The organism is Roseobacter fucihabitans (genome assembly GCF_014337925.2).
In the GTDB taxonomy this organism is placed as follows: Bacteria; Pseudomonadota; Alphaproteobacteria; order Rhodobacterales; family Rhodobacteraceae; genus Roseobacter; species Roseobacter fucihabitans.
Map to the genome: position 1 here is coordinate 214,503 of NZ_CP143423.1, position 17,604 is coordinate 232,106.

At 59.6% G+C, this 17,604-nt stretch carries 17 protein-coding genes; 6 read left to right on the top strand and 11 right to left on the bottom strand.

Annotated features, from left to right (window positions below; all coding sequences use genetic code 11):
• Position 1: 1 nt before the first annotated feature.
• From ROLI_RS01030 to ROLI_RS01050, 5 genes are read left to right on the top strand one after another with little or no spacing between them, the layout of a single operon-like run.
• The gene (locus ROLI_RS01030; RefSeq protein WP_187428089.1) at positions 2-1,366 is read left to right on the top strand and encodes a cbb3-type cytochrome c oxidase subunit I; all 1,365 of its coding nucleotides are present in this window, start codon (positions 2-4) and stop codon (positions 1,364-1,366) included.
• A complete protein-coding gene (locus ROLI_RS01035) occupies positions 1,363-2,175 on the top strand; it encodes a CbbQ/NirQ/NorQ/GpvN family protein (RefSeq protein ID WP_187428090.1) in 813 nt (270 codons plus the stop codon). The genes ROLI_RS01030 and ROLI_RS01035 overlap by 4 nt, the downstream gene beginning before the upstream one ends.
• 3 nt (positions 2,176-2,178) lie before the next feature.
• Positions 2,179-4,083: a nitric oxide reductase activation protein NorD gene (locus tag ROLI_RS01040; protein WP_187428091.1), complete on the top strand. Its 1,905-nt coding sequence runs from the start codon at positions 2,179-2,181 to the stop codon at positions 4,081-4,083.
• A 35-nt stretch (positions 4,084-4,118) separates the two neighbouring features.
• Positions 4,119-4,610: a cytochrome c oxidase subunit 3 gene (locus ROLI_RS01045; protein WP_187428343.1), complete on the top strand. Its 492-nt coding sequence runs from the start codon at positions 4,119-4,121 to the stop codon at positions 4,608-4,610.
• Positions 4,607-4,858, top strand: a complete 252-nt coding sequence (locus tag ROLI_RS01050) for a cytochrome C oxidase subunit IV family protein (RefSeq protein ID WP_187428092.1) — start codon at positions 4,607-4,609, stop codon at positions 4,856-4,858. The genes ROLI_RS01045 and ROLI_RS01050 overlap by 4 nt, the downstream gene beginning before the upstream one ends.
• Here the strand turns inward: ROLI_RS01050 and ROLI_RS01055 are convergent.
• Both ROLI_RS01055 and ROLI_RS01060 read right to left on the bottom strand, forming a co-directional pair.
• Positions 4,855-5,442: a DUF4202 domain-containing protein gene (locus ROLI_RS01055; RefSeq protein WP_187428093.1), complete on the bottom strand. Its 588-nt coding sequence runs from the start codon at positions 5,440-5,442 to the stop codon at positions 4,855-4,857. The genes ROLI_RS01050 and ROLI_RS01055 overlap by 4 nt on opposite strands.
• A complete protein-coding gene (locus ROLI_RS01060; protein WP_187428094.1) occupies positions 5,405-6,139 on the bottom strand; it encodes a Crp/Fnr family transcriptional regulator in 735 nt (244 codons plus the stop codon). Before ROLI_RS01060 ends, ROLI_RS01055 begins: the two co-directional genes overlap by 38 nt.
• Before the next feature lie 241 nt (positions 6,140-6,380).
• Between ROLI_RS01060 and ROLI_RS01065 the strand changes: the two genes are divergently transcribed.
• Positions 6,381-7,073: a Crp/Fnr family transcriptional regulator gene (locus ROLI_RS01065; RefSeq protein WP_187428095.1), complete on the top strand. Its 693-nt coding sequence runs from the start codon at positions 6,381-6,383 to the stop codon at positions 7,071-7,073.
• A 17-nt stretch (positions 7,074-7,090) separates the two neighbouring features.
• On the opposite strand, the gene ROLI_RS01070 is transcribed toward ROLI_RS01065, so the two are convergent.
• The 9 genes from ROLI_RS01070 to ROLI_RS01110 all read right to left on the bottom strand — a co-directional run bounded on the left by ROLI_RS01070 (position 7,091) and on the right by ROLI_RS01110 (position 17,542).
• The gene (locus ROLI_RS01070; RefSeq protein ID WP_187428096.1) at positions 7,091-7,993 is read right to left on the bottom strand and encodes an FAD:protein FMN transferase; all 903 of its coding nucleotides are present in this window, start codon (positions 7,991-7,993) and stop codon (positions 7,091-7,093) included.
• Positions 7,990-8,502, bottom strand: coding sequence for a nitrous oxide reductase accessory protein NosL (locus ROLI_RS01075; RefSeq protein ID WP_187428097.1), 513 nt, complete (start codon positions 8,500-8,502; stop codon positions 7,990-7,992). The genes ROLI_RS01070 and ROLI_RS01075 overlap by 4 nt, the downstream gene beginning before the upstream one ends.
• The gene (locus ROLI_RS01080) at positions 8,499-9,320 is read right to left on the bottom strand and encodes an ABC transporter permease (RefSeq protein ID WP_187428098.1); all 822 of its coding nucleotides are present in this window, start codon (positions 9,318-9,320) and stop codon (positions 8,499-8,501) included. Before ROLI_RS01080 ends, ROLI_RS01075 begins: the two co-directional genes overlap by 4 nt.
• On the bottom strand, positions 9,317-10,219 hold the full coding sequence (locus ROLI_RS01085; protein WP_187428099.1) for an ABC transporter ATP-binding protein: 903 nt from the start codon (positions 10,217-10,219) through the stop codon (positions 9,317-9,319). The genes ROLI_RS01080 and ROLI_RS01085 overlap by 4 nt, the downstream gene beginning before the upstream one ends.
• A complete protein-coding gene (locus ROLI_RS01090; protein WP_187428100.1) occupies positions 10,209-11,453 on the bottom strand; it encodes a nitrous oxide reductase family maturation protein NosD in 1,245 nt (414 codons plus the stop codon). The genes ROLI_RS01085 and ROLI_RS01090 overlap by 11 nt, the downstream gene beginning before the upstream one ends.
• Positions 11,454-11,456: 3 nt before the next feature.
• Positions 11,457-13,370, bottom strand: a complete 1,914-nt coding sequence (nosZ, locus tag ROLI_RS01095) for a TAT-dependent nitrous-oxide reductase (protein ID WP_187428101.1) — start codon at positions 13,368-13,370, stop codon at positions 11,457-11,459.
• 14 nt (positions 13,371-13,384) lie between these two features.
• On the bottom strand, positions 13,385-15,544 hold the full coding sequence (locus tag ROLI_RS01100) for a NosR/NirI family protein (RefSeq protein ID WP_187428102.1): 2,160 nt from the start codon (positions 15,542-15,544) through the stop codon (positions 13,385-13,387).
• Between the two features lie 113 nt (positions 15,545-15,657).
• Positions 15,658-16,329: an NnrU family protein gene (locus ROLI_RS01105; protein WP_187428103.1), complete on the bottom strand. Its 672-nt coding sequence runs from the start codon at positions 16,327-16,329 to the stop codon at positions 15,658-15,660.
• A gap of 1 nt (position 16,330) precedes the next feature.
• On the bottom strand, positions 16,331-17,542 hold the full coding sequence (locus ROLI_RS01110; RefSeq protein ID WP_187428104.1) for an NnrS family protein: 1,212 nt from the start codon (positions 17,540-17,542) through the stop codon (positions 16,331-16,333).
• Positions 17,543-17,604 lie beyond the last annotated feature (62 nt).

Consider the following 17,604-nt stretch of genomic DNA (forward strand, 5'->3'; position numbering starts at 1 on the left):
CATGAAATACAAATCTCAATCCATCGCATTGGTCTACTTCTCCGTAGCTCTCGCGCTTTTCGCTGTTCAGGTTTCAGGGGGGCTGCTTTTGGGCTGGATCTATGTCAGCCCCAATTTCCTGTCCGAAATCCTGCCCTTCAACATCGTGCGCATGTTGCACACAAACTCGCTGATTGTCTGGCTCCTCTTGGGCTTCATGGGGGCGGCCTATTTTGTGATCCCCGAGGAATCCGAGCGCGAAATCCATTCGCCCCTGCTGGCCTATATCCAGCTTGCCATCATGGTGCTTGGCACGGCTGGCGTCGTCGTGACCTATCTGTTCAACCTGTTTGAGGGCAACTGGCTGCTTGGCAAGGAGGGGCGCGAGTTCCTGGAACAACCCGTCTGGGTCAAACTGGGCATCGTCGTGGCCGCGCTGATCTTCATGTATAACATCACCATGACCGTGCTGCAGGGTCGCAAAACCGCGATCACGAACGTATTGCTGTTGGGCCTTTGGGGGCTGACGCTGCTCTTCCTCTTTGCCTTTTACAACCCGTCGAACCTCGCACTCGACAAGCAATACTGGTGGTTCGTCGTGCACCTCTGGGTTGAAGGCACATGGGAGCTGATCATGGCCTCCGTCCTCGCCTTCCTGATGCTCAAACTGACCGGCGTGGACCGCGAAATCGTGGAAAAATGGCTGTATCTCATTGTCGCGACGGCCTTGTTTTCCGGCATTCTCGGCACGGGGCACCACTATTATTTCATCGGGATGCCGGGCTATTGGTTGTGGATCGGCTCGATCTTCTCCGCGCTCGAAGTGGTGCCTTTCTTCGGCATGATGGCCTTTGCCTTTGTGATGGTTTGGAAGGGTCGCAAGGACCACCCCAACAAGGCTGCTTTGCTCTGGTCGCTGGGCTGTGCCACGCTGGCGTTTTTTGGCGCGGGCGTCTGGGGTTTCATGCATACGCTGCACGGGATCAACTACTATACCCACGGCACGCAGATTACCGCCGCGCATGGTCACCTCGCGTTTTTTGGCGCTTACGTTTCGCTGAACCTCGCGATCTTCAGCTATGCATTTCCGATCCTGCGCCAGCGTGATCCCTATAATCAGGTGCTCAACATGGCGTCCTTTTGGTTGATGGCGGGGGGTATGACCTTCATGACCTTCGTGCTGACCTTCGCAGGTACGGTTCAAACCCATGCACAGCGCGTTCAGGGTGAGTATTTCATGGATGTACAGGACGCGCTTGCGATCTTCTACTGGATGCGCTTTGGCTCCGGTATCGCGGTGGTTCTTGGGGCGCTCTTGTTCATCTATGCGGTGGCCATGCCGCGCAAGGAACTGATTTCCGCTTCACCGAAAGTGCCTGCGGAATGAACATGGCATATACACCAATCGACAAGGGGGCGGCTGACGCCCCCTTTTACATGCCTCAAGGGTCGGAATGTGAGCTGTTCGAGGCGGCATATCACGCCAACATGCCGCTTCTGCTCAAGGGGCCGACGGGTTGCGGCAAAACCCGTTTCGTGTCACATATGGCTGCGCGCCTTGGTCGCCCGCTTTATACGGTGGCCTGTCATGATGATCTCTCTGCGGCGGATCTGATCGGGCGATACCTGCTCAAGGGTGGTGATACCGTCTGGGCCGATGGGCCTCTGACCCGTGCGGTGCGGGATGGCGCAATCTGCTACCTCGATGAGGTCGTGGAGGCGCGCAAGGATGTGACCGTCGTGCTGCACCCGCTGACCGATGACCGGCGCATCCTGCCGATTGATCGCACCGGGGAGACCTTGGAAGCAGCGCCCGGTTTCATGCTGGTGGCCTCCTATAACCCCGGCTATCAGAACATCCTCAAAACGCTGAAACCCTCGACGCGGCAACGGTTCCTCTCCGCCAGTTTCGATTTCCCGCCTCTGGATCAGGAGACCCGGATCGTGGCACAGGAAAGCGGGCTGGAACCTGAACGCTGCAAGAACCTTGTGCGTCTTGCGGGTAAATTCCGCGCGCTCAAGGGGCAAGACATTGAGGAAGGCGTTTCAACGCGGTTGGTGATCTATACCGCCACGCTGATCGCCAAGGGCATGCCCATGACGCAAGCGATCCATGCTGCGATGATCGAACCGCTGACCGATGACGCGGACGTGCAACAGGGGTTGTCCGACATCGTTACGGCCATCTTTGGCTGACCCATGTCGGACGCGCTGGAACCCTGGGAGCCGGAAGAGACCATCGGGAAGATCTGGCACCGTTGGGCCAGCCATTTCGATGCACCAGAACCCGCCTACCCGGAAGCGGCCGTGCATCTTGAAGATGAAATCGCGCGTCTGGCGGTACTGTTCAGGGGTCTGGGGGGCGATGCATCCGTCGAGATACGCCCCGCCATGGCAGAGGCCAGCCACCACCGTCTCAGCTGGCGGCGCAGGCTTGGCACATGGGCGGAACATGCGCCCCAGGCGAGCTTTGACGGCGGGATCCTGCGCCTGCCGATCACCCTTGATCTCTTTGCGGATAGGGCGCTCAATCGCGGGCTTTATACCTGGTTGACGGTTTGCACGGCCAGCCTGCGCGATATCCCCGAGACGCTGGATGACCCGCTGGCCGCCGATATCGCCTATTTACATGCGGGGCAGGAAATGGTGCTGCGCGCCCTGACGCAATGCCCTGGTTTCAAATCGCTCTTTGTGGCGCTGAAGGATGCGCATCTCGCCGCGCGTCCCCGTACCGCATTGCCCCGCGCAGAGGCCAGCGCCGAAGCCCTCGCGCGGTATGTCTTGGGCGAAGGCGATGCGCCGGAACCGCCCCCCGGTGCTGCCCCGCGCAACTACCGTCCCTTGCGGCCCGTGCCGCTCTGGCCACGGTTGCTCCCCGGTGATCCCAATGCGTTCTGCGCGCCCAATGACGCGCCAGAGGCTGCTGACACGGGCCAGGAGGAAGCGCTTGAAACCACCAGAAAGGGCAAACGCAAAGCCGCCGACCAGACCGAGCGGCGCGACAGCCTGATCCTGCATAAATTCGAAGCCATCCTCAGCTTTGCCGATTTCCTGAACCTGAACCGGCGCACCGATGACGATGATCTGGAGGCGGCCAAAAAGGCGATGGATGATCTCGACGAACTCTCGCTGACCAACATCTCCAAGGCCCCCGCCAGCAAATTCAAACTGAACCTCGATCTGGCTCCTTCGGATGTGAACCGCGAAGCGATCTCGGGCCAGCACACCTATGATGAATGGGACGTGCAAAGCCAAAGCTACCTGCCCGATCACTGCTGCGTCTACGCCTCTGAAACCGAACCCGCCGCCGCGCCCGCGCCGCAGGACGCCCCCGCCAAGCGCCGTATCCGCAACGTGCGCCGCCAGTTTGAGGCCTTTCGCCCGCGCCCCGTTACGCTGAAATCACAACCCGACGGCGACACGCTGGACCTCTCCGCTGTCATCCGCGCGCGCGCCGATCTTGCCGCTACCGGGTCGGCCCATGATCGCCTGTGGTGCCAGACACGGCCCTCCTCGCGCGACCTCGCCGTCTCCATCCTGATCGACACCTCGCGCAGCACCGAAAGCGCGGTGACGGGTCGCGCCGTGATCGACATTGAACGCGAAGCGCTGACCGCGCTGGCCTGGGGGCTGCACGCTTGCGGTGATCCGCTGGCGATCCATGCGTTTTCCTCGCTGCGCCGGGATCGCGTCTATGTTGAGCGGTGCAAGGATTTCACCGAACCCATGAGCGCCAAGGTCGAATGTAAACTGGCCAGCCTGCGGCCCGGTTTCTATACTCGTCTTGGGGCCGCGATCCGGCATGTATCGGCGGATCTGCAAACCCCACCGCAGACGGCCAAATTATTGCTGGTGCTGACCGATGGGAAACCCAACGACATCGACCATTATGAAGGGCGTCACGGGATCGAGGACACCCGTAAAGCGGTGCTTGAAGCGCGGATGCGCGGCCAATCCGTCTTTGGCATAACCGTCGATCCCAAGGGTCAAAGCTGGTTTCCACGCCTGTTTGGGCCCGGTGGCTATGCGGTCATTGCCCAACCCGAACATCTCATCACCACGCTGCCTGCGCTTTATCGACAACTGGTCGGCGACGGCGGGTGAGCCCTGCGCCCAAAGGCCTGCCGGGCGAGCTCATGATGTGGGTGTTGATCTTCTCTGAACTGGCGGTTTTTGGCGCAGGGCTTGCGGCTTTCATGGCCGTGCGCCTGACCGATCCCGCCGGTTTTGCTGCGGCTCAAAGCACGCTCATGGTGGGGATGGCGGGGGTAAACACCATCGTTTTGGTCACGTCGGGCCTTTTTGCCGCCCTTGCGACGATTTCGGTGACCAAACCTGCGGCCAGGATGTGGCTTCTGGCGGCAAGCATGTTGGGGGCGGTCTTTCTATGGCTCAAGGGGGTCGAATACGCCGGAAAATCTGCGGCCGGGATCACGTTCGAGACCCATAGCTTCTTTACCTTTTACTACCTGCTGACCGGTTTTCACGCGGCCCATGTGGTCGCGGGCATCGTCATGCTGGCACTGGTCGGCTGGCAGGCGCAGCCAAGGATCATCCAGACCGGTGTCGCCTTCTGGCATATGGTCGATCTGGTCTGGGTACTGCTCTTTCCAGTGATTTACCTGCTATGACCCGAGCGCATCTGATCCGTGCTTGGGTAGTTCTTGCAGCCCTCACCGCCCTCGGCACCGCTTTGCATTTTAGCGCGCTGCCGCCGAAAATCGCCGGCAGTCTGATCCTCTTGGCGGCATGGCTCAAGGCGCGCCTGGTGCTGTTGGATTATCTGGAACTGCGCGGCGTGCCTGGGTGGTCGGGCGGCATCCTTTTTGGGCTGCTCGGCTTTGTTGTCCTGCTGCTGCTGCTGTTTCTGGCGGTTTAGGCCGCGGCTTTCACAGCATCCGCAAGCGGCACCGGTAAGTCGAACTCGCTCAACACCCGCGCACGCGCCGCATCCGACATCTTGCGTGCTGTCTTGCCGACGATGTCGAGCACTTTATCCTCAGGGTGTTTGGCCGCGAAAGGTCCGAAATACCATTTCAGGAAAGTAAAACAAATCACATCTTCCAACTGCTGCACCTCTGCATCTCGCTTGATGCCCTCTTTGCGCAACAACACGCCAACCCGGTCGCAGGCCTCCTGCGCATAACCGGCGTCCTGCATCAACCCGGCCAGACGTGCACCATGGGCCTGCCCCTGATCGCGCCGCCATTGCAAATAACCGGCGCGCCCTTGCGCGTATTCCGCCCGCTTGAGCAACCACCGTTCGATATGCTGGCCACGCGCTGCAATTCGCAGGACGTCACTGGCGGTTTCGCCAAACAACCGGTCCAGCTCAGAAGTCATGCGCACCCCGTAGAGATAGGCCTCCGGCTGCTCTGTACCCGTCTCATCCGCCTCCAGGGTCGGATCGGCACGGTTGGCGATGTCAATTGCTGCCAATACGGCGTTCAGCTTTGCGTTCATGTTTTGCGCTCCAGGATTCTGCGGGATCTTCATCGGCGTATTCGGCCAACCGTTCCACAGAAGCAATAATGGCATGATCTTTCTGGATCGTCACGCCGTAGCTTTTTAAACGCCGAAAGGCGCGCGACAGAGATTCAGGTTTCATACCCAACCATGCCGCAATCAGCACCTTATCATATGGAAGTATCACCGTGCAGTTTCCGGTTTTACCTGCGCAGAGCGACAGCAGAAAATCGGCGATGCGCTGCCCGCCGGTGTGTGATTTCAATTGTTCCACATGCTCAACCAGCGACCGGTTGCTTTCCATCGCGCCGGATAGAACCGATTGGCACAGCACCATATTCCCCGACAGGGCCTGGGACAGCGCCCGTGCGTCAATTTGCAAAACCATACCCGTGGAGACGGCTTCCGCGCCTGCCATGAAGCTCTGATCTCCAAGGGCTGCTTCCTCGCCGAAACTGCTGCATTTGGTAAAGATGCCGATCACGGCCTCGTTCCCGCAAGGCGTCATGCGATAGGTTTTGACCCATCCTTCCAACACAACATACAGGCTGTGTGCTTCTTCCCCCTGCAAATATACCGAAGCCCCCCGATCAAGATGACGAACGGATGACTTGTAAAGTAGTCTTTCCAAATCTGTTGGCGGTAGGTTTCGAAAGATCGGAGCGCGCCCGGCGATCTCAAATATTGTCCCCATTGTGTTTCTTTCTATAGCTTCCAAAGCGAGGTGGCTAACAACGCGTGATCAGGCGATTCCCCTTATCCTGGAGAATTCAACTGCCGCTTGAGCATAGATGTTAACAAAACCCTGTCTTTGAGGATTCTCAATTGAGGACGGAAAACTGTACAAAATAAGTGACAGTTTGCCGTTTGATGATGTTTACGATTCCGGCCAATTGTGTAACTTATATACTCAGCGAAAAGCGAAAGGCTGAGCAATGGACGCTGCATTTCTGAATGATCATGATCGGGAGGCGCTGCGGCATTCGACGCTTTGTTCGGCGATGAACGAAGATGAACTTTCCAGTGTCATGGCAAGTGGCCGAATTCTGAATTTGGGGCGTTCAGAGTATCTGTTCGAGCAGGGTGAGCGCGCGCATAATCTATTTTTGATTCTGGATGGCTGGGCGCAGATCACGCGCGATGAGTGCGATGGTACGCATACGCTGATCGAAACCTTCCACAGAGGCGATTGTCTGGCAGAGGCCCCGGCCTTTCTGGGCAAAATCTATCCTGCCTCTGCGCAGGCCATGACCGATCTCAAAGTGCTGACGATTAACGGAGAAATGCTGCTCGATATTATGCAGAGCAACCGTGCCTTACTGGCGCAGGCGCTTGCTTCGGTATTTCGAAAGCTTCACACTCTCATTGACGATGTGGAATCGCTCAAAACGCTTACGATCCGTGAAAGGCTTGCGAACTTTCTGTTGGAGCACGCCAGGAGTACCCCGGACGGGCAGGCCTTTACCTTGCCTTTCAGCAAATCCCTCATTGCCGCCAAAATCGGCACCAGCCCTCAGCAATTGTCGCGTACCTTTACCGAACTAAAGGAATTTGGCGTCACGTCACGCGGACAGAAAACCACGATTGAGGAGTCTGATGTGCTGCGCGCTATGCTGTCAAAAACCTGACCCGACGGCGGGTTTCTCTATCCCCGATACGCCAGGCTGGCGGAAGGAAAATGCCCGAGCATGGCCTCCGTTTCCTGCGTATTAAGGCAGCAAGCTGCCGTGGACAGGGCATCCGCAAGGGCGGCAGTTTCATGGGTCACGCTGAGCGTGTTCCAAAGCTGGGCCGAGAGGCCACTGCGCGCATCAATGATGTGTCCTCGCCCGTCCGTCAAAACCGTCCCCCGCGACGAGGATGTGGCCAGAGCGCGGTCCTTGAGTGTCAAATTTCGTACGACCGTCCCCGATGGATCCGCAATTCCGACGCGCCAGGCCCCCCCCTCGGGACGGCTGCCCCAGGCGCGCTGTTCGCCGGCATCCACAATCACGTTCTGTAACCCGAGGCGGCGCAACAGCTCTGCAACACGGTCCGTGATATATCCCTGCGCGATGCCGTTAAGCGTCAGAGCAGAGCCGGGTTTGAGCCGTGCCGCCTTTGCAGAAAACACAACATCGCCAAAATCACCCGATGGGGCAGGGGCAGGTTCGCCCAAGGCCCGCGCGATCCAGAGCGGTTGGATCGTGGGATCGAAAGAGCCGCCTGAGGCTTGCCAAACCGATTTTGACAGGCTGAGCACCTCCAACAGGTCAGCGGAGGGCGACATTAACGCCCCGGTTGCGTTCAGCCGGCTCAACTCGGAGTGGGGCCGATAGAGACTCAGGATGGTCTCAAGTCGGGCGATTTCATCGCGGACCTGTGCGAAGACGGGTGCCGCTTCCGCTGGATCGAGACCGGCAACGATGATCTGCGCCTGTGCCCCTAAGGCCTGGCCCCGCCAAGAGGTGGTGGATGCTGCGGCGAGGGCGTTGCGCGATAGGCCGCAGAGGGGAACCGCCGCTGAAATCCGCAAAAACCTGCGGCGTGAAAGGGGGCGCGTGCTCATCCGTTTTCCTCTCCTGAGAATGTGATGTCTACGGGGGCGAGAAATGCGTCTTGTGGCACATCATCCATTCTATAAATCTGCCCGCCGTAATCGGCTTTGAAGGACGCTGCACTGGCCTTTGTGGAAAACGGGACAAGTTCGGGAGCGCCCATGCCGCCCATCTTGCCCGAACCGATCACATAATGCGCATCACTGGCCGTGATCCAGTTCTCTGCGCCCGGTGTGGCCCAGGGCGCGATGGCCATGTCATTGACGTAGATGGCCGTGATATAGCCGTCCTGCTCGGCGCTGGCGATATAGGTAAAGGCGTCCCGGACTTGCGCAAAGAAGATTGGGTCCGGCAGACCGCTCAGGAAAATCTGCGCCTTGGGGCCGGGGTGTTCGGAGATGTTCATCATGCAGTAGTGCGCGAGGTTTTCTGCCGTGAGCGGCATTGGATCGGGTGCTTCGGCGATATCTTCCTTGCAGGCGGTCAACGCCAACGCGCAAAGCAAAATCAGAGTTCTCATGGCACCCTCCGTCCAAAAACAACACGCGCCAGCAGCAATCCGGCCACCGGCCAGAACAACAGGGACAGCAGTGCACCCTGCGCAGGCAGCGCCGCCGCCGCTGCCCCCATGCCTGTCACCAGCGCCTGATCTGCGGACCCCGTGACGGCAAAAAGCCGCAGGGCATCGGCAGGATTGGCCAGCAGCGCCCATGGGAAGATTTCCCGGCTGAACACCCCGCCATTGTCCCAGACGACCAGCGCTAGCAGGACCAGATCATAGAGCACGACCAGAACGAGCCAGACGAACCCGGCCCCGCCCGCGGCTGCGGCCACCGACCGGCTGAGGCTTGAAACGACATAGCCCAGGGCAATAAACGCCGCCCCCAAAAGAATCGCCCCCAGCATCAAGCGCAGCAGGGCGATCCCGCTGGCGGGTCCCGCACCGCCAAGCGCAAGCGATATAAGCCCCGAGAGCCCGAACCCGATGCAGACCGCGATGGCCAATGCCGCCAGATGCGCGAGGAATTTGCCCGCTAAAAGCGCGCCGCGCGACACCGGATAGGTCAGCACCAACGCCAGAGAGCCGCGCTCCGCGTCCCCCGCAATTGTCTCGAAAGAGATCAAAAGCGCCACCAGCGGCACCAAATAGACCGCCAGTGTCGTCATCGACGCCACCGAAACGGTCAACAGATCCACCCCCAGCGCGCCGGAGGTGGTGGCCCCCGCGAGCGTCAGGGCCAGAGCAAACACGGATAACAGACCCGTGGCGATGATCAGCCAGCGGTTGCGTTGCAAAATGCGGAATTCGACGCTGGCGAGGGCAATGATCTGGCTCATGTCCTACCCTCCGATCGGGAATAGAAACGATAGAGGTCTTCCAGCGTGGGCGGGATGATCTCGACATCTGCGATTTCTGTACCGAACGCCGTGACCTCCGCCAAACGCGCCATTTTGTTTTCCTGCGTGACCGCAAATTCGACCCGCGCGCCGTTGATGCGCCGCCCGCCAAATCGATCAAACACGGCGCCCGCGTCATTTTTGGCCTCAACCCGGATGCGGATGGGCATGTCCGCACGGGCAAAGAGCGTCTTGAGCGGGGCATCCGCCACCAGCTGACCCTTGCGCAGAATGGCGATACGGTCGGTGCGCGCTTCGATCTCGGTCAGCGCGTGGCTGGCGATGACCACACCGGTGCCTTGCTCCGCCAGCGCGTCGATCAGCGCATAAAGGTCATGCCGGGCTATGGGGTCCAACCCGCTGGTCGGCTCATCCAGCAGCGCCAGCGCGGGTTTACCGAGAAACACTTGCGCCATGCCCAGCCGTTGCCGCATTCCCTTGGAATAGGTGCCGATGCGCCGGTCCGCTGCACCCGACAGACCCACGCGCTCCAGTAAGACCTCCGCTTCGCGCATGTCCACCTTGGCGAGCCGCGCGAATAATCGGATCTGCTCGCGACCTGAAAGGGCAGGATGGAACGCCACCGCCTCGGGCAGATAGGCGACCGCCGCGCGCGCGCCATGGCTGCCCAGCCGGTGCCCGGCAATGGCCACTGATCCAGTCTCAAGCGGCAAGAGCCCCAGAACGCCCTTCATCAGGGTCGATTTGCCCGCCCCGTTATGGCCCAGAAGGGCAACGCGCTCCCCCGGTTGTACGTTTAGCGACACATCAATAACGCCGTCGGCCCCCTTGAACCGCCGCGTCAGCCCGCTGACCTTGAGGGCCAGATCATCCGCCATGGGACGCCCCCCAGACCGGCACATCAATCACAACCGGACGCATCAGCGGCGCACTGTCCATCACGCCGCCGGGGGTCAGCGCGGGAAAGGCCGATTGCGCCCATTGCACCATCTGCACGGCGGGCGAGCCGAGTAACAGGCGCGCGGCGGGTTGCTGCCAGAGCATCTGGTCGATGCTGTCATTGGGCCGATAGGTGCCATCCGCGATCCCGTTGCCGTCCAGATCAGTCGCGACAAAATCGGACCAGTAATTCCCCCGCCCCGCAATCGCCCAGTCGAGCCATTTGGTGGAGACATATTTGACCTGCGTCCGGTTACCGACAACGGCATTGCCGGTGACGTCATTGCGCTCGGAGCCAGCGGTGAAATGGATGCCCACGCCGCAGCGTTCAAAGCGGTTGTCCGTGATCCTGTTCTTATGCGCATTATAGACAAACAGGCATTTCTTGGCGCCCTCCTGCACGTAATTCCCGCGCACCTCGGAGCGGTTGGTGAAATTCAGCATCACGCCGTGATCGCGATCCCCGACGGAGACATTGTCAAGCACCTTCACATGGCGCGAATACATCACCGCAAAGCCCAGGTGGTTCCCGATGGACAGGTTCCCCGACACCTCGCTGTCATTGGCATACATGTAATGCACGGCGAAACGCAGGTCACGAAACCTGTTGCCACGAAAGACGTTGCGTTTGGAGGTATTGACGAAAATCCCGTCGCGCCCCCAGCGGATGTCATTGCCCTCCACCACCGTGCCGGGCGCGTTCCAGACATAGACGCCATTGCCACGCTGGTTCATGCGATGGCCCTGTCGCCCTTCGATCACATTGCCCGTGATCAAGGCATCGCGCGTACCGTGCACGTCAATACCGTAAAGGTTACCTTGCAGCAGATTGCCCTGCACCACCGCACCGGTTGCCGATTTGGTTAGGGTGATCCCGGCATCCTTGGTCTCATGGCTGTCCCCGGAGCCGGTCACATGCAGCCCCTGCACCCGGATATCTTTGGCATCCAGCGTCAGGACGGAGCCTTGACCCTGTCCCGTCACATGCACTCCCGCACCGCCAATCAGATGCACCGGTTTTGATAAAAGCAGCGGGCCCGCGTAGTGGCCCGGTTGCAAGCGCAGCACCGCACCCGGCGCTGCGGCATCGATAATGGGCTGCAAAGGCGTCGTCCCTGCGAGCGCCATGCCCGCAGAGATCAAAAAGAAAAGAAACGCCCTGAGCAGCCCCATGGTTCAGCTCGCCCTTGGCTCGACGAACATCCGGCCGCGCATCTCCATATGGAGCGCGTGGCAGAACCACTGGCAGTAATACCAATGCACGCCCGGACGGTCGGCGGTGAAGGTAATCGACGCCGTCGCCTGCGGTCCCACCTCCATCGCCACACCGTGGTTGGACAGGCAGAACCCATGCGTCACATCATCGATGTCATCGAGGTTCGTGACGTAGATCGTGACCTCATCGCCCTGTTGCACGGTGAATTTTTCCAGACTGAATTCCGGTGCGATGGAATACATATAGACACGCACCTTATTGCCATCCCGGATCGGTTCGGGGTGGCCGTCCTCAAGATCCACACCATCGGCGGCGGCCTGTTGGCGCGCGGCTTCCCAAGAGGGATCATCGCGGCTGTAGATGTTCACCGGATTGACCTTGGAGGCATGCACGATGATGGAATCATGCGGTTCGGCAAAGGTCGGCCCGTCATGCAGAACCTTCATCTCGTCACTGGAGATGTCGATCAGTTGTTCGTTCTCCGGTTTCAACGGCCCGGTATTGAGGAACCGATCCTTGGAGAACTTGTTCATGGAAATCAGCCATTTGCCATCGGCTTCGGCTGTCTCGCCCATGGAGGTCGAGTTATGCCCCGGCTGATAATGCACATCGACCTTGGAGATGATCGGATCGACATCCGCGCCGCCGTAAGCCTCGATGGCGCGCGCCATGTTCCACTTGGCGACCTGACTGTCCAGAAACAGCGTGGTGAAACAATTCCCCTTGCCGTCAAAGGCGGTGTGCAACGGCCCCAGCCCCAGTTCGGGTTCGGCCACGATGCAGGAGCGCGGATCGGCCCCTTCAAATAGCGCATCCACCAGCGTCACGTCGATCACCGATACCGTCGGTGACAGCTTGCCGTTGATGACAATGTGCTGCTTGTCGGGGGCTGCGTTACAGCCATGCGGGCTGTTGGGGATCGGGATGTAGCGGGTGAGTTGCGAATTGGCGGTCTTGCGCCCATCCAGCACGCGCACGCCCTGCAATATCTGCCCTTCGCCCGCGGCCACGGCGGCCTCGATGGCTTTGATGTTGAACACCACGCAATGGTCTGTTTCATTGGCCGTCATCTCGGCGAGGTTCATCCCCATCTCCGAGTTATAGGAGGTCGCGAAGGCGTATTTGCCCTGATAATCCGCGTCGCAATTGTCGAGATTGCCGGACACGATCACCTGCCAGGCGACCTTCATCTCATCACCATCAATCGCGGTGAAAATGTTCACGTATTCCTCGGGGCTATCCAGGATCGAGCCGTCATTGACCAAGGGCACCTCATGCTCACCATTGGCAAAAATATAGCCTGTGCGCGGGTATTTTTGCGGGCGCATGCCGTGAATATCCTGCGCATTGGGGATCTCGATGATCTTGTCGCATTTCATGATGTCACACCGGATCCGCGCGACCCGCGTGTTGGCCTTGTCATTGGCAAAAATATAACGCCCATCATAGGTGCCATCGGTGAACGACATATGCGGGTGGTGCAGATCGCCGTTGTCGTAGGTTTTCATGCCGCGTTTTGAGAGCATCTCGCGGGTCTCGGGCAGGAGGCCTTCGGTCAGCACCTGCAGGCTCTCGTTGGTCTGGCCCCATCCCGTCGCCGAGCAGCGGTTGAACACCGGAATGCGCATCAACTCACGCATGGACGGAAAGCCCAGGATCCGGATCTCACCTGACTGGCCCGAGGACCAGAAGCCGTAATATTCATCCAATTCGCCCGGCGCGAGGTTAAAATGCCCCTCGGCGGCGTGGGCGGGTGTCGCGCTGCCCAGCAGACCCGCGCTCCCGGCGGCAGCAAGTGCCGCGCCGCCGGCGGTTGCGCCCATCAACTGGCGACGGTTCATGCGCATCTGCGCTTTGCGTTCCTCTTGTGACATGGTCTTTCTCCTTCTCAATTGGGTTCTGAAACTGGTTTGGTGCGGGAAAAAGCGTCCAGCGCCTCCGTCCCGGCGGCGCTTTTTGCGCGCCGTCTGATCTGTTTGATGACAACGGGACATTTGTCCTCGGACTGGTACAGCACCTGACAATGCAGGCAATTGACGCATTCATTGGGGTTGATTTCGCCCGTGGGATGGATCGCCTGCACCGGGCATTCATTGGCGCAAGAGTGGCACGGGTTGCCGCATTCCCGGTAGCGTTTGAGCCAGTCAAACATGCGAATACGGGCCGGAATCGCCAGCGCCGCGCCCAAGGGGCAGACATAGCGACAATAGAACCGTTCGATGAACAGCCCGATGCCCAACATCGCCAATGCAAAGACTACAAAGGGCCATTCGCGCGCAAATTTCAGGATGATCGCGGTCTTGAAGGGCTCGACTTCGGCCAATGCTTCGGCGCGTGGCAGGGAGGTCAGCGATACCGCGAAAAGCCCCAGAAAGATCATGTATTTGATCGGCCAGAGACGTTCATGCAGACCCCAGGGCAAGTCAAATTGCGGAATTTTCACGGCGCGCGCGATCTTGTTGGACAGCTCCTGCAAAGCGCCGAAGGGACAGAGCCAGCCGCAATAGGCCCCACGGCCCCAAAACAGCAGCGCCGCCGCGATGGCAAACCACTGGATGAAGACCAGCGGATCGAGCAGAAACGCGTCCCAGCTGAAGCCCGAGCGCAACGCGCCCCCAAGCGCCAGCAGGTTCACCACAGAAAGCTGCGCGTTCATCATCCAGCCCAGAAACACCAGCGTCATGGTCAGAAAACCGGTGCGCACCCAGTAGAACACCCGCGCGTTTCGGGTGAATTGTTGTTGGAAGAAAAAGATCACCGTGAGCGTGGCGAGCATCGCTGCGAGGATGCCAATCTCAACCGTTTTATCGCGCCAGACGCGTTGCCACAGGGCAGTTTTGGCCGCGGCCTCATCCTCGACAAGAGGGTGGTTCACGAGGGCAGGCTCGATGAAGCGTTCGGGCAGTTGATAGCCCAGATTCGCCGTGATGAACGCCTTGCTGACCGCACCGGTCGCGCGCTGTACCAGAAGTTGCAGACGCCAAGGCTCTGCGGGGTCGAACTCGACATCCGCGCCGATCTTGAAAAGGTCAAGCTCTGTAAAAGCGGGTGCATCCGCCGGATCAAGCCGCCCCAACCGCTTGTGATCACGATCAAAAAAGCGCACGGCGCGGTCGCCCTGGATAAGCTGTATCCGGTCAAAAATGCCGCCGCGCACATAGCCCGACCCCTTGAAGGAATAGGACCCGCGCCCGGTGATCAGAATGGCCTCCTCGCCCTCCTCCAGCCAGCCCACCAAATTGGCGTATTCGGCCGCCCCCAGCAGCGATCGCCCAATCTCGGGGATGGACACAATGGCGGCGGTCATTTCAATGAATGTATCCTCGGAGGCCCCTTTTTCAGGACGGGAAATCGCTTTTTCATCGCCGCTCTGCTCGAAGGCGCGATTGACCTGGCCAATGTCGAGCGCGAGGGTGCGGACCGAGCCATCCCCCGCCAGCGTCATCCAATCGGATGTGGCCTCACTTGAACGGTCGATCTTTCGCTTTGGCCCTGCGATCTGTACGGTTAACCCGCCCAGCGACAGCATCCGTGCCACCTTGATCCCAGCGCGCACGATGCTGTCATCGATCACCATGACGGTCACGGTCGCGCCGGAAATGATGTCTAACTCATGCCCGGAGCCGCCGGCCTCTATTTCCGCCTTCAGATCAAGACCGCTGTATCCTTCAGTCATCGCCTTGACCTTGCGATCTGGAATCCCGATCAAAACGATTGGCTCGGAGTGTTTGACCAGATGCGCCGCCATCAGCTTCGCGTTCATGTCAATCGCGGCGACCACATGGATGGGCTTGCCGGAATATCCGGTCGTGCCGACAAAATCCGATGTCAGAAAGGCATACCCCAAAGTCTCCCCCCCGCGCAGGATCGGGGCGACTTTTGTTTCCGGGTCGATCGCGCCGAAGCCGTCGGCGTCTTTTGCAAATTCGCTTGCGGAAAGAGAAGGCAGAAAGGTTGCCAGCGTGTCCGAAGCCACAGGCCTGACACCCATGGAAAGACCCGCGATGAGCACAAGGCAAAACGCAAACAGGCTTCGGATTGCAAGCATGTAGCGCCTCCCTCACGGCACTCTGTGCAAGCTTGCCTTGCGGTGCCTTGACTAAAGTCAAGGAAGGGCCAGCGAAACCACGACCCCCGCAGGGCTGCACCCGATATGTGATCCTAAGGCAGGGGGCCGACGCCAAAAAGCACGGGATGAAGGGCCAGCAGCGCCAGAAAAGCGATCAGACCAGCAAGGAGCCTAAGTGCAAGATTACCGCGATTTTCCGTGCCAAAGGAGGTGTTTGCGCCCTTGGCGCGGTGTAGGAGGTCGCCCCATGCCGCGCCCATTTGCCGCTTTTTGCGCCGATCAATGATCTTGCCACCGAGCACAGCGAAAGAGCCAAAAAGCCCGAACAGCAAGACATGCGCCACATCACCATTGGGCAGGATATGTGCGAAGGCCCAAAGCCCAAGCGCCAGCAGCATCGGGTGTCGTGTGAACCGAATGATGCCGGGTTTGGCCGCATCAAAGGCCTGATTGCGCGCGCCCCCGAAAGAAAAGGGATTTGGCCGACCAATGCTCAGGGCCAACAGAATGCAAACGCACAACATGACAATAAGGGTTATGATATTCTGCCATGCTGCCCAACGCCACAGGACGACATATGGCGCGCGCCCCGCAGCACCGATGACCCAGGCCAGCGCAGATAAGGAGAGCAGCGAATAGGAAATCGTGAAGCCTGTTTGCCCAAGCCAGGCAACAAGCCTTGTTCGCACCACAGGCCGCACAGGCAGGGAATGTGTGAGGAAGAACACGCCAAAGGCTGCGATAAATTCGCCCCATACCGTCATGTCACGCCTGGCCTTTTCCAACCGGCTTGGATCGCAGCAAAAGGGGGCCATAGATGCCGACAAAGCCTGCAAAACTGGCGATCCAGAAGATTGCCGCCGCCCCGAATAGCACCGTCGCCTTGGTCACGAATACCCCTGCGGCGACCCGTAAAAGCACGGCAATCACGACTGCGGCGTAGATAAGGACCGTACCGGTGCCTGCGTGCAATGCTTGTCCGGTATGGCCAAGGGTCGCGCGGGTCATCACCGCCAAAGTCATCAATCCGATCGCCCCACCCATCCAGATATGTTGGACCGCACCCAAACCGGACATTTCGCGAAAAGCGATTTCTGCCGCCAGGCCCAATGCGCCAAGCGGCAGCATCAGATACGCGATATGCAAGACGCTCACCAGAGGTTCGGCCCGCGTGTGCACGCCCGCCCATCGAAAAACGCGCATCACGTGCAACAGGCCAGCAACAGCGAGACAGGCTGCGGTCAGGAGGGAAGCTGGCGTTGCCACCCATGTCAGGAGTGCGATCAGCAAGGCCAGCAGGGAGATCTTGTCAAAACGTTGCATCGGGGGGGACGGCAGCTGATCCGCCTTCTGTTTCACCAGCCAGCTGCGCGTGAAGGATGGCACGACCCGCCCTCCGATCACCGCGATCATCATCACGCCCGCCCCAAGACCGATACGCAGCCCGTAGCCCTGCGCGGCATACTCACCCTGGGCCGCTTCCCAGTGGAATACCGCGTTGCCCAGCATCAAGACGGCCAGCATTGCGAGCACTATGAGGTTGCGCCAGTTTTTCCCCGCAATGATCTCGCGCGCAAGCACGAGGGAAAGCGTGAACGGCATTGCAAGATCGATGAGTGCGATCAGAAACGGCGAGAGCGTGCCCGGCAGAGTAAGAGCCACACGCCCAGCAACCCACAAGGCGAAAAGCCCCGCCAGCGGCCAGCCGACGATTGGCAGACGCCCTGTCCAGTTGGGCACAGCGGTCAGCAGGAACCCCGCAACGACGGCCGTGAGATAGCCAAACAGAAACTCATGTGCGTGCCATGACACTGGATCAAACGCGGTTTCCAGTGCGATTTGACCTGACAGCAGCGCCAACCAGATCAGCATCGCGATGACCGCCCAAACTCCCGCGCCAAGGAAAAAAGGGCGGAACCCATATGTCAAAAGAGCCGGTCCGGTCCATGCACGCATTTGTTGGGCTGTGCTGCTCATCCTGAGGGTCCTGGGATTCTTCTGCCTTGCATCTGGCGATACGCCTGTTAATTGGTATTGTA

Coding starts and splice junctions, on each gene's coding strand:
- ROLI_RS01105 (WP_187428103.1), bottom strand. CDS start 16,329: ATGACGGTATGGGGCGAATTTATCGCAGCCTTTGGCGTGTTCTTCCTC.
- ROLI_RS01050 (WP_187428092.1), top strand. CDS start 4,607: ATGACCCGAGCGCATCTGATCCGTGCTTGGGTAGTTCTTGCAGCCCTC.
- ROLI_RS01045 (WP_187428343.1), top strand. CDS start 4,119: ATGTGGGTGTTGATCTTCTCTGAACTGGCGGTTTTTGGCGCAGGGCTT.
- ROLI_RS01060 (WP_187428094.1), bottom strand. CDS start 6,139: ATGGGGACAATATTTGAGATCGCCGGGCGCGCTCCGATCTTTCGAAAC.
- ROLI_RS01075 (WP_187428097.1), bottom strand. CDS start 8,502: ATGAGAACTCTGATTTTGCTTTGCGCGTTGGCGTTGACCGCCTGCAAG.
- ROLI_RS01100 (WP_187428102.1), bottom strand. CDS start 15,544: ATGCTTGCAATCCGAAGCCTGTTTGCGTTTTGCCTTGTGCTCATCGCG.
- ROLI_RS01030 (WP_187428089.1), top strand. CDS start 2: ATGAAATACAAATCTCAATCCATCGCATTGGTCTACTTCTCCGTAGCT.
- ROLI_RS01085 (WP_187428099.1), bottom strand. CDS start 10,219: ATGGCGGATGATCTGGCCCTCAAGGTCAGCGGGCTGACGCGGCGGTTC.
- ROLI_RS01065 (WP_187428095.1), top strand. CDS start 6,381: ATGGACGCTGCATTTCTGAATGATCATGATCGGGAGGCGCTGCGGCAT.
- ROLI_RS01090 (WP_187428100.1), bottom strand. CDS start 11,453: ATGGGGCTGCTCAGGGCGTTTCTTTTCTTTTTGATCTCTGCGGGCATG.
- ROLI_RS01035 (WP_187428090.1), top strand. CDS start 1,363: ATGAACATGGCATATACACCAATCGACAAGGGGGCGGCTGACGCCCCC.
- ROLI_RS01110 (WP_187428104.1), bottom strand. CDS start 17,542: ATGAGCAGCACAGCCCAACAAATGCGTGCATGGACCGGACCGGCTCTT.
- ROLI_RS01080 (WP_187428098.1), bottom strand. CDS start 9,320: ATGAGCCAGATCATTGCCCTCGCCAGCGTCGAATTCCGCATTTTGCAA.
- ROLI_RS01055 (WP_187428093.1), bottom strand. CDS start 5,442: ATGAACGCAAAGCTGAACGCCGTATTGGCAGCAATTGACATCGCCAAC.
- ROLI_RS01070 (WP_187428096.1), bottom strand. CDS start 7,993: ATGAGCACGCGCCCCCTTTCACGCCGCAGGTTTTTGCGGATTTCAGCG.
- ROLI_RS01040 (WP_187428091.1), top strand. CDS start 2,179: ATGTCGGACGCGCTGGAACCCTGGGAGCCGGAAGAGACCATCGGGAAG.
- nosZ (WP_187428101.1), bottom strand. CDS start 13,370: ATGTCACAAGAGGAACGCAAAGCGCAGATGCGCATGAACCGTCGCCAG.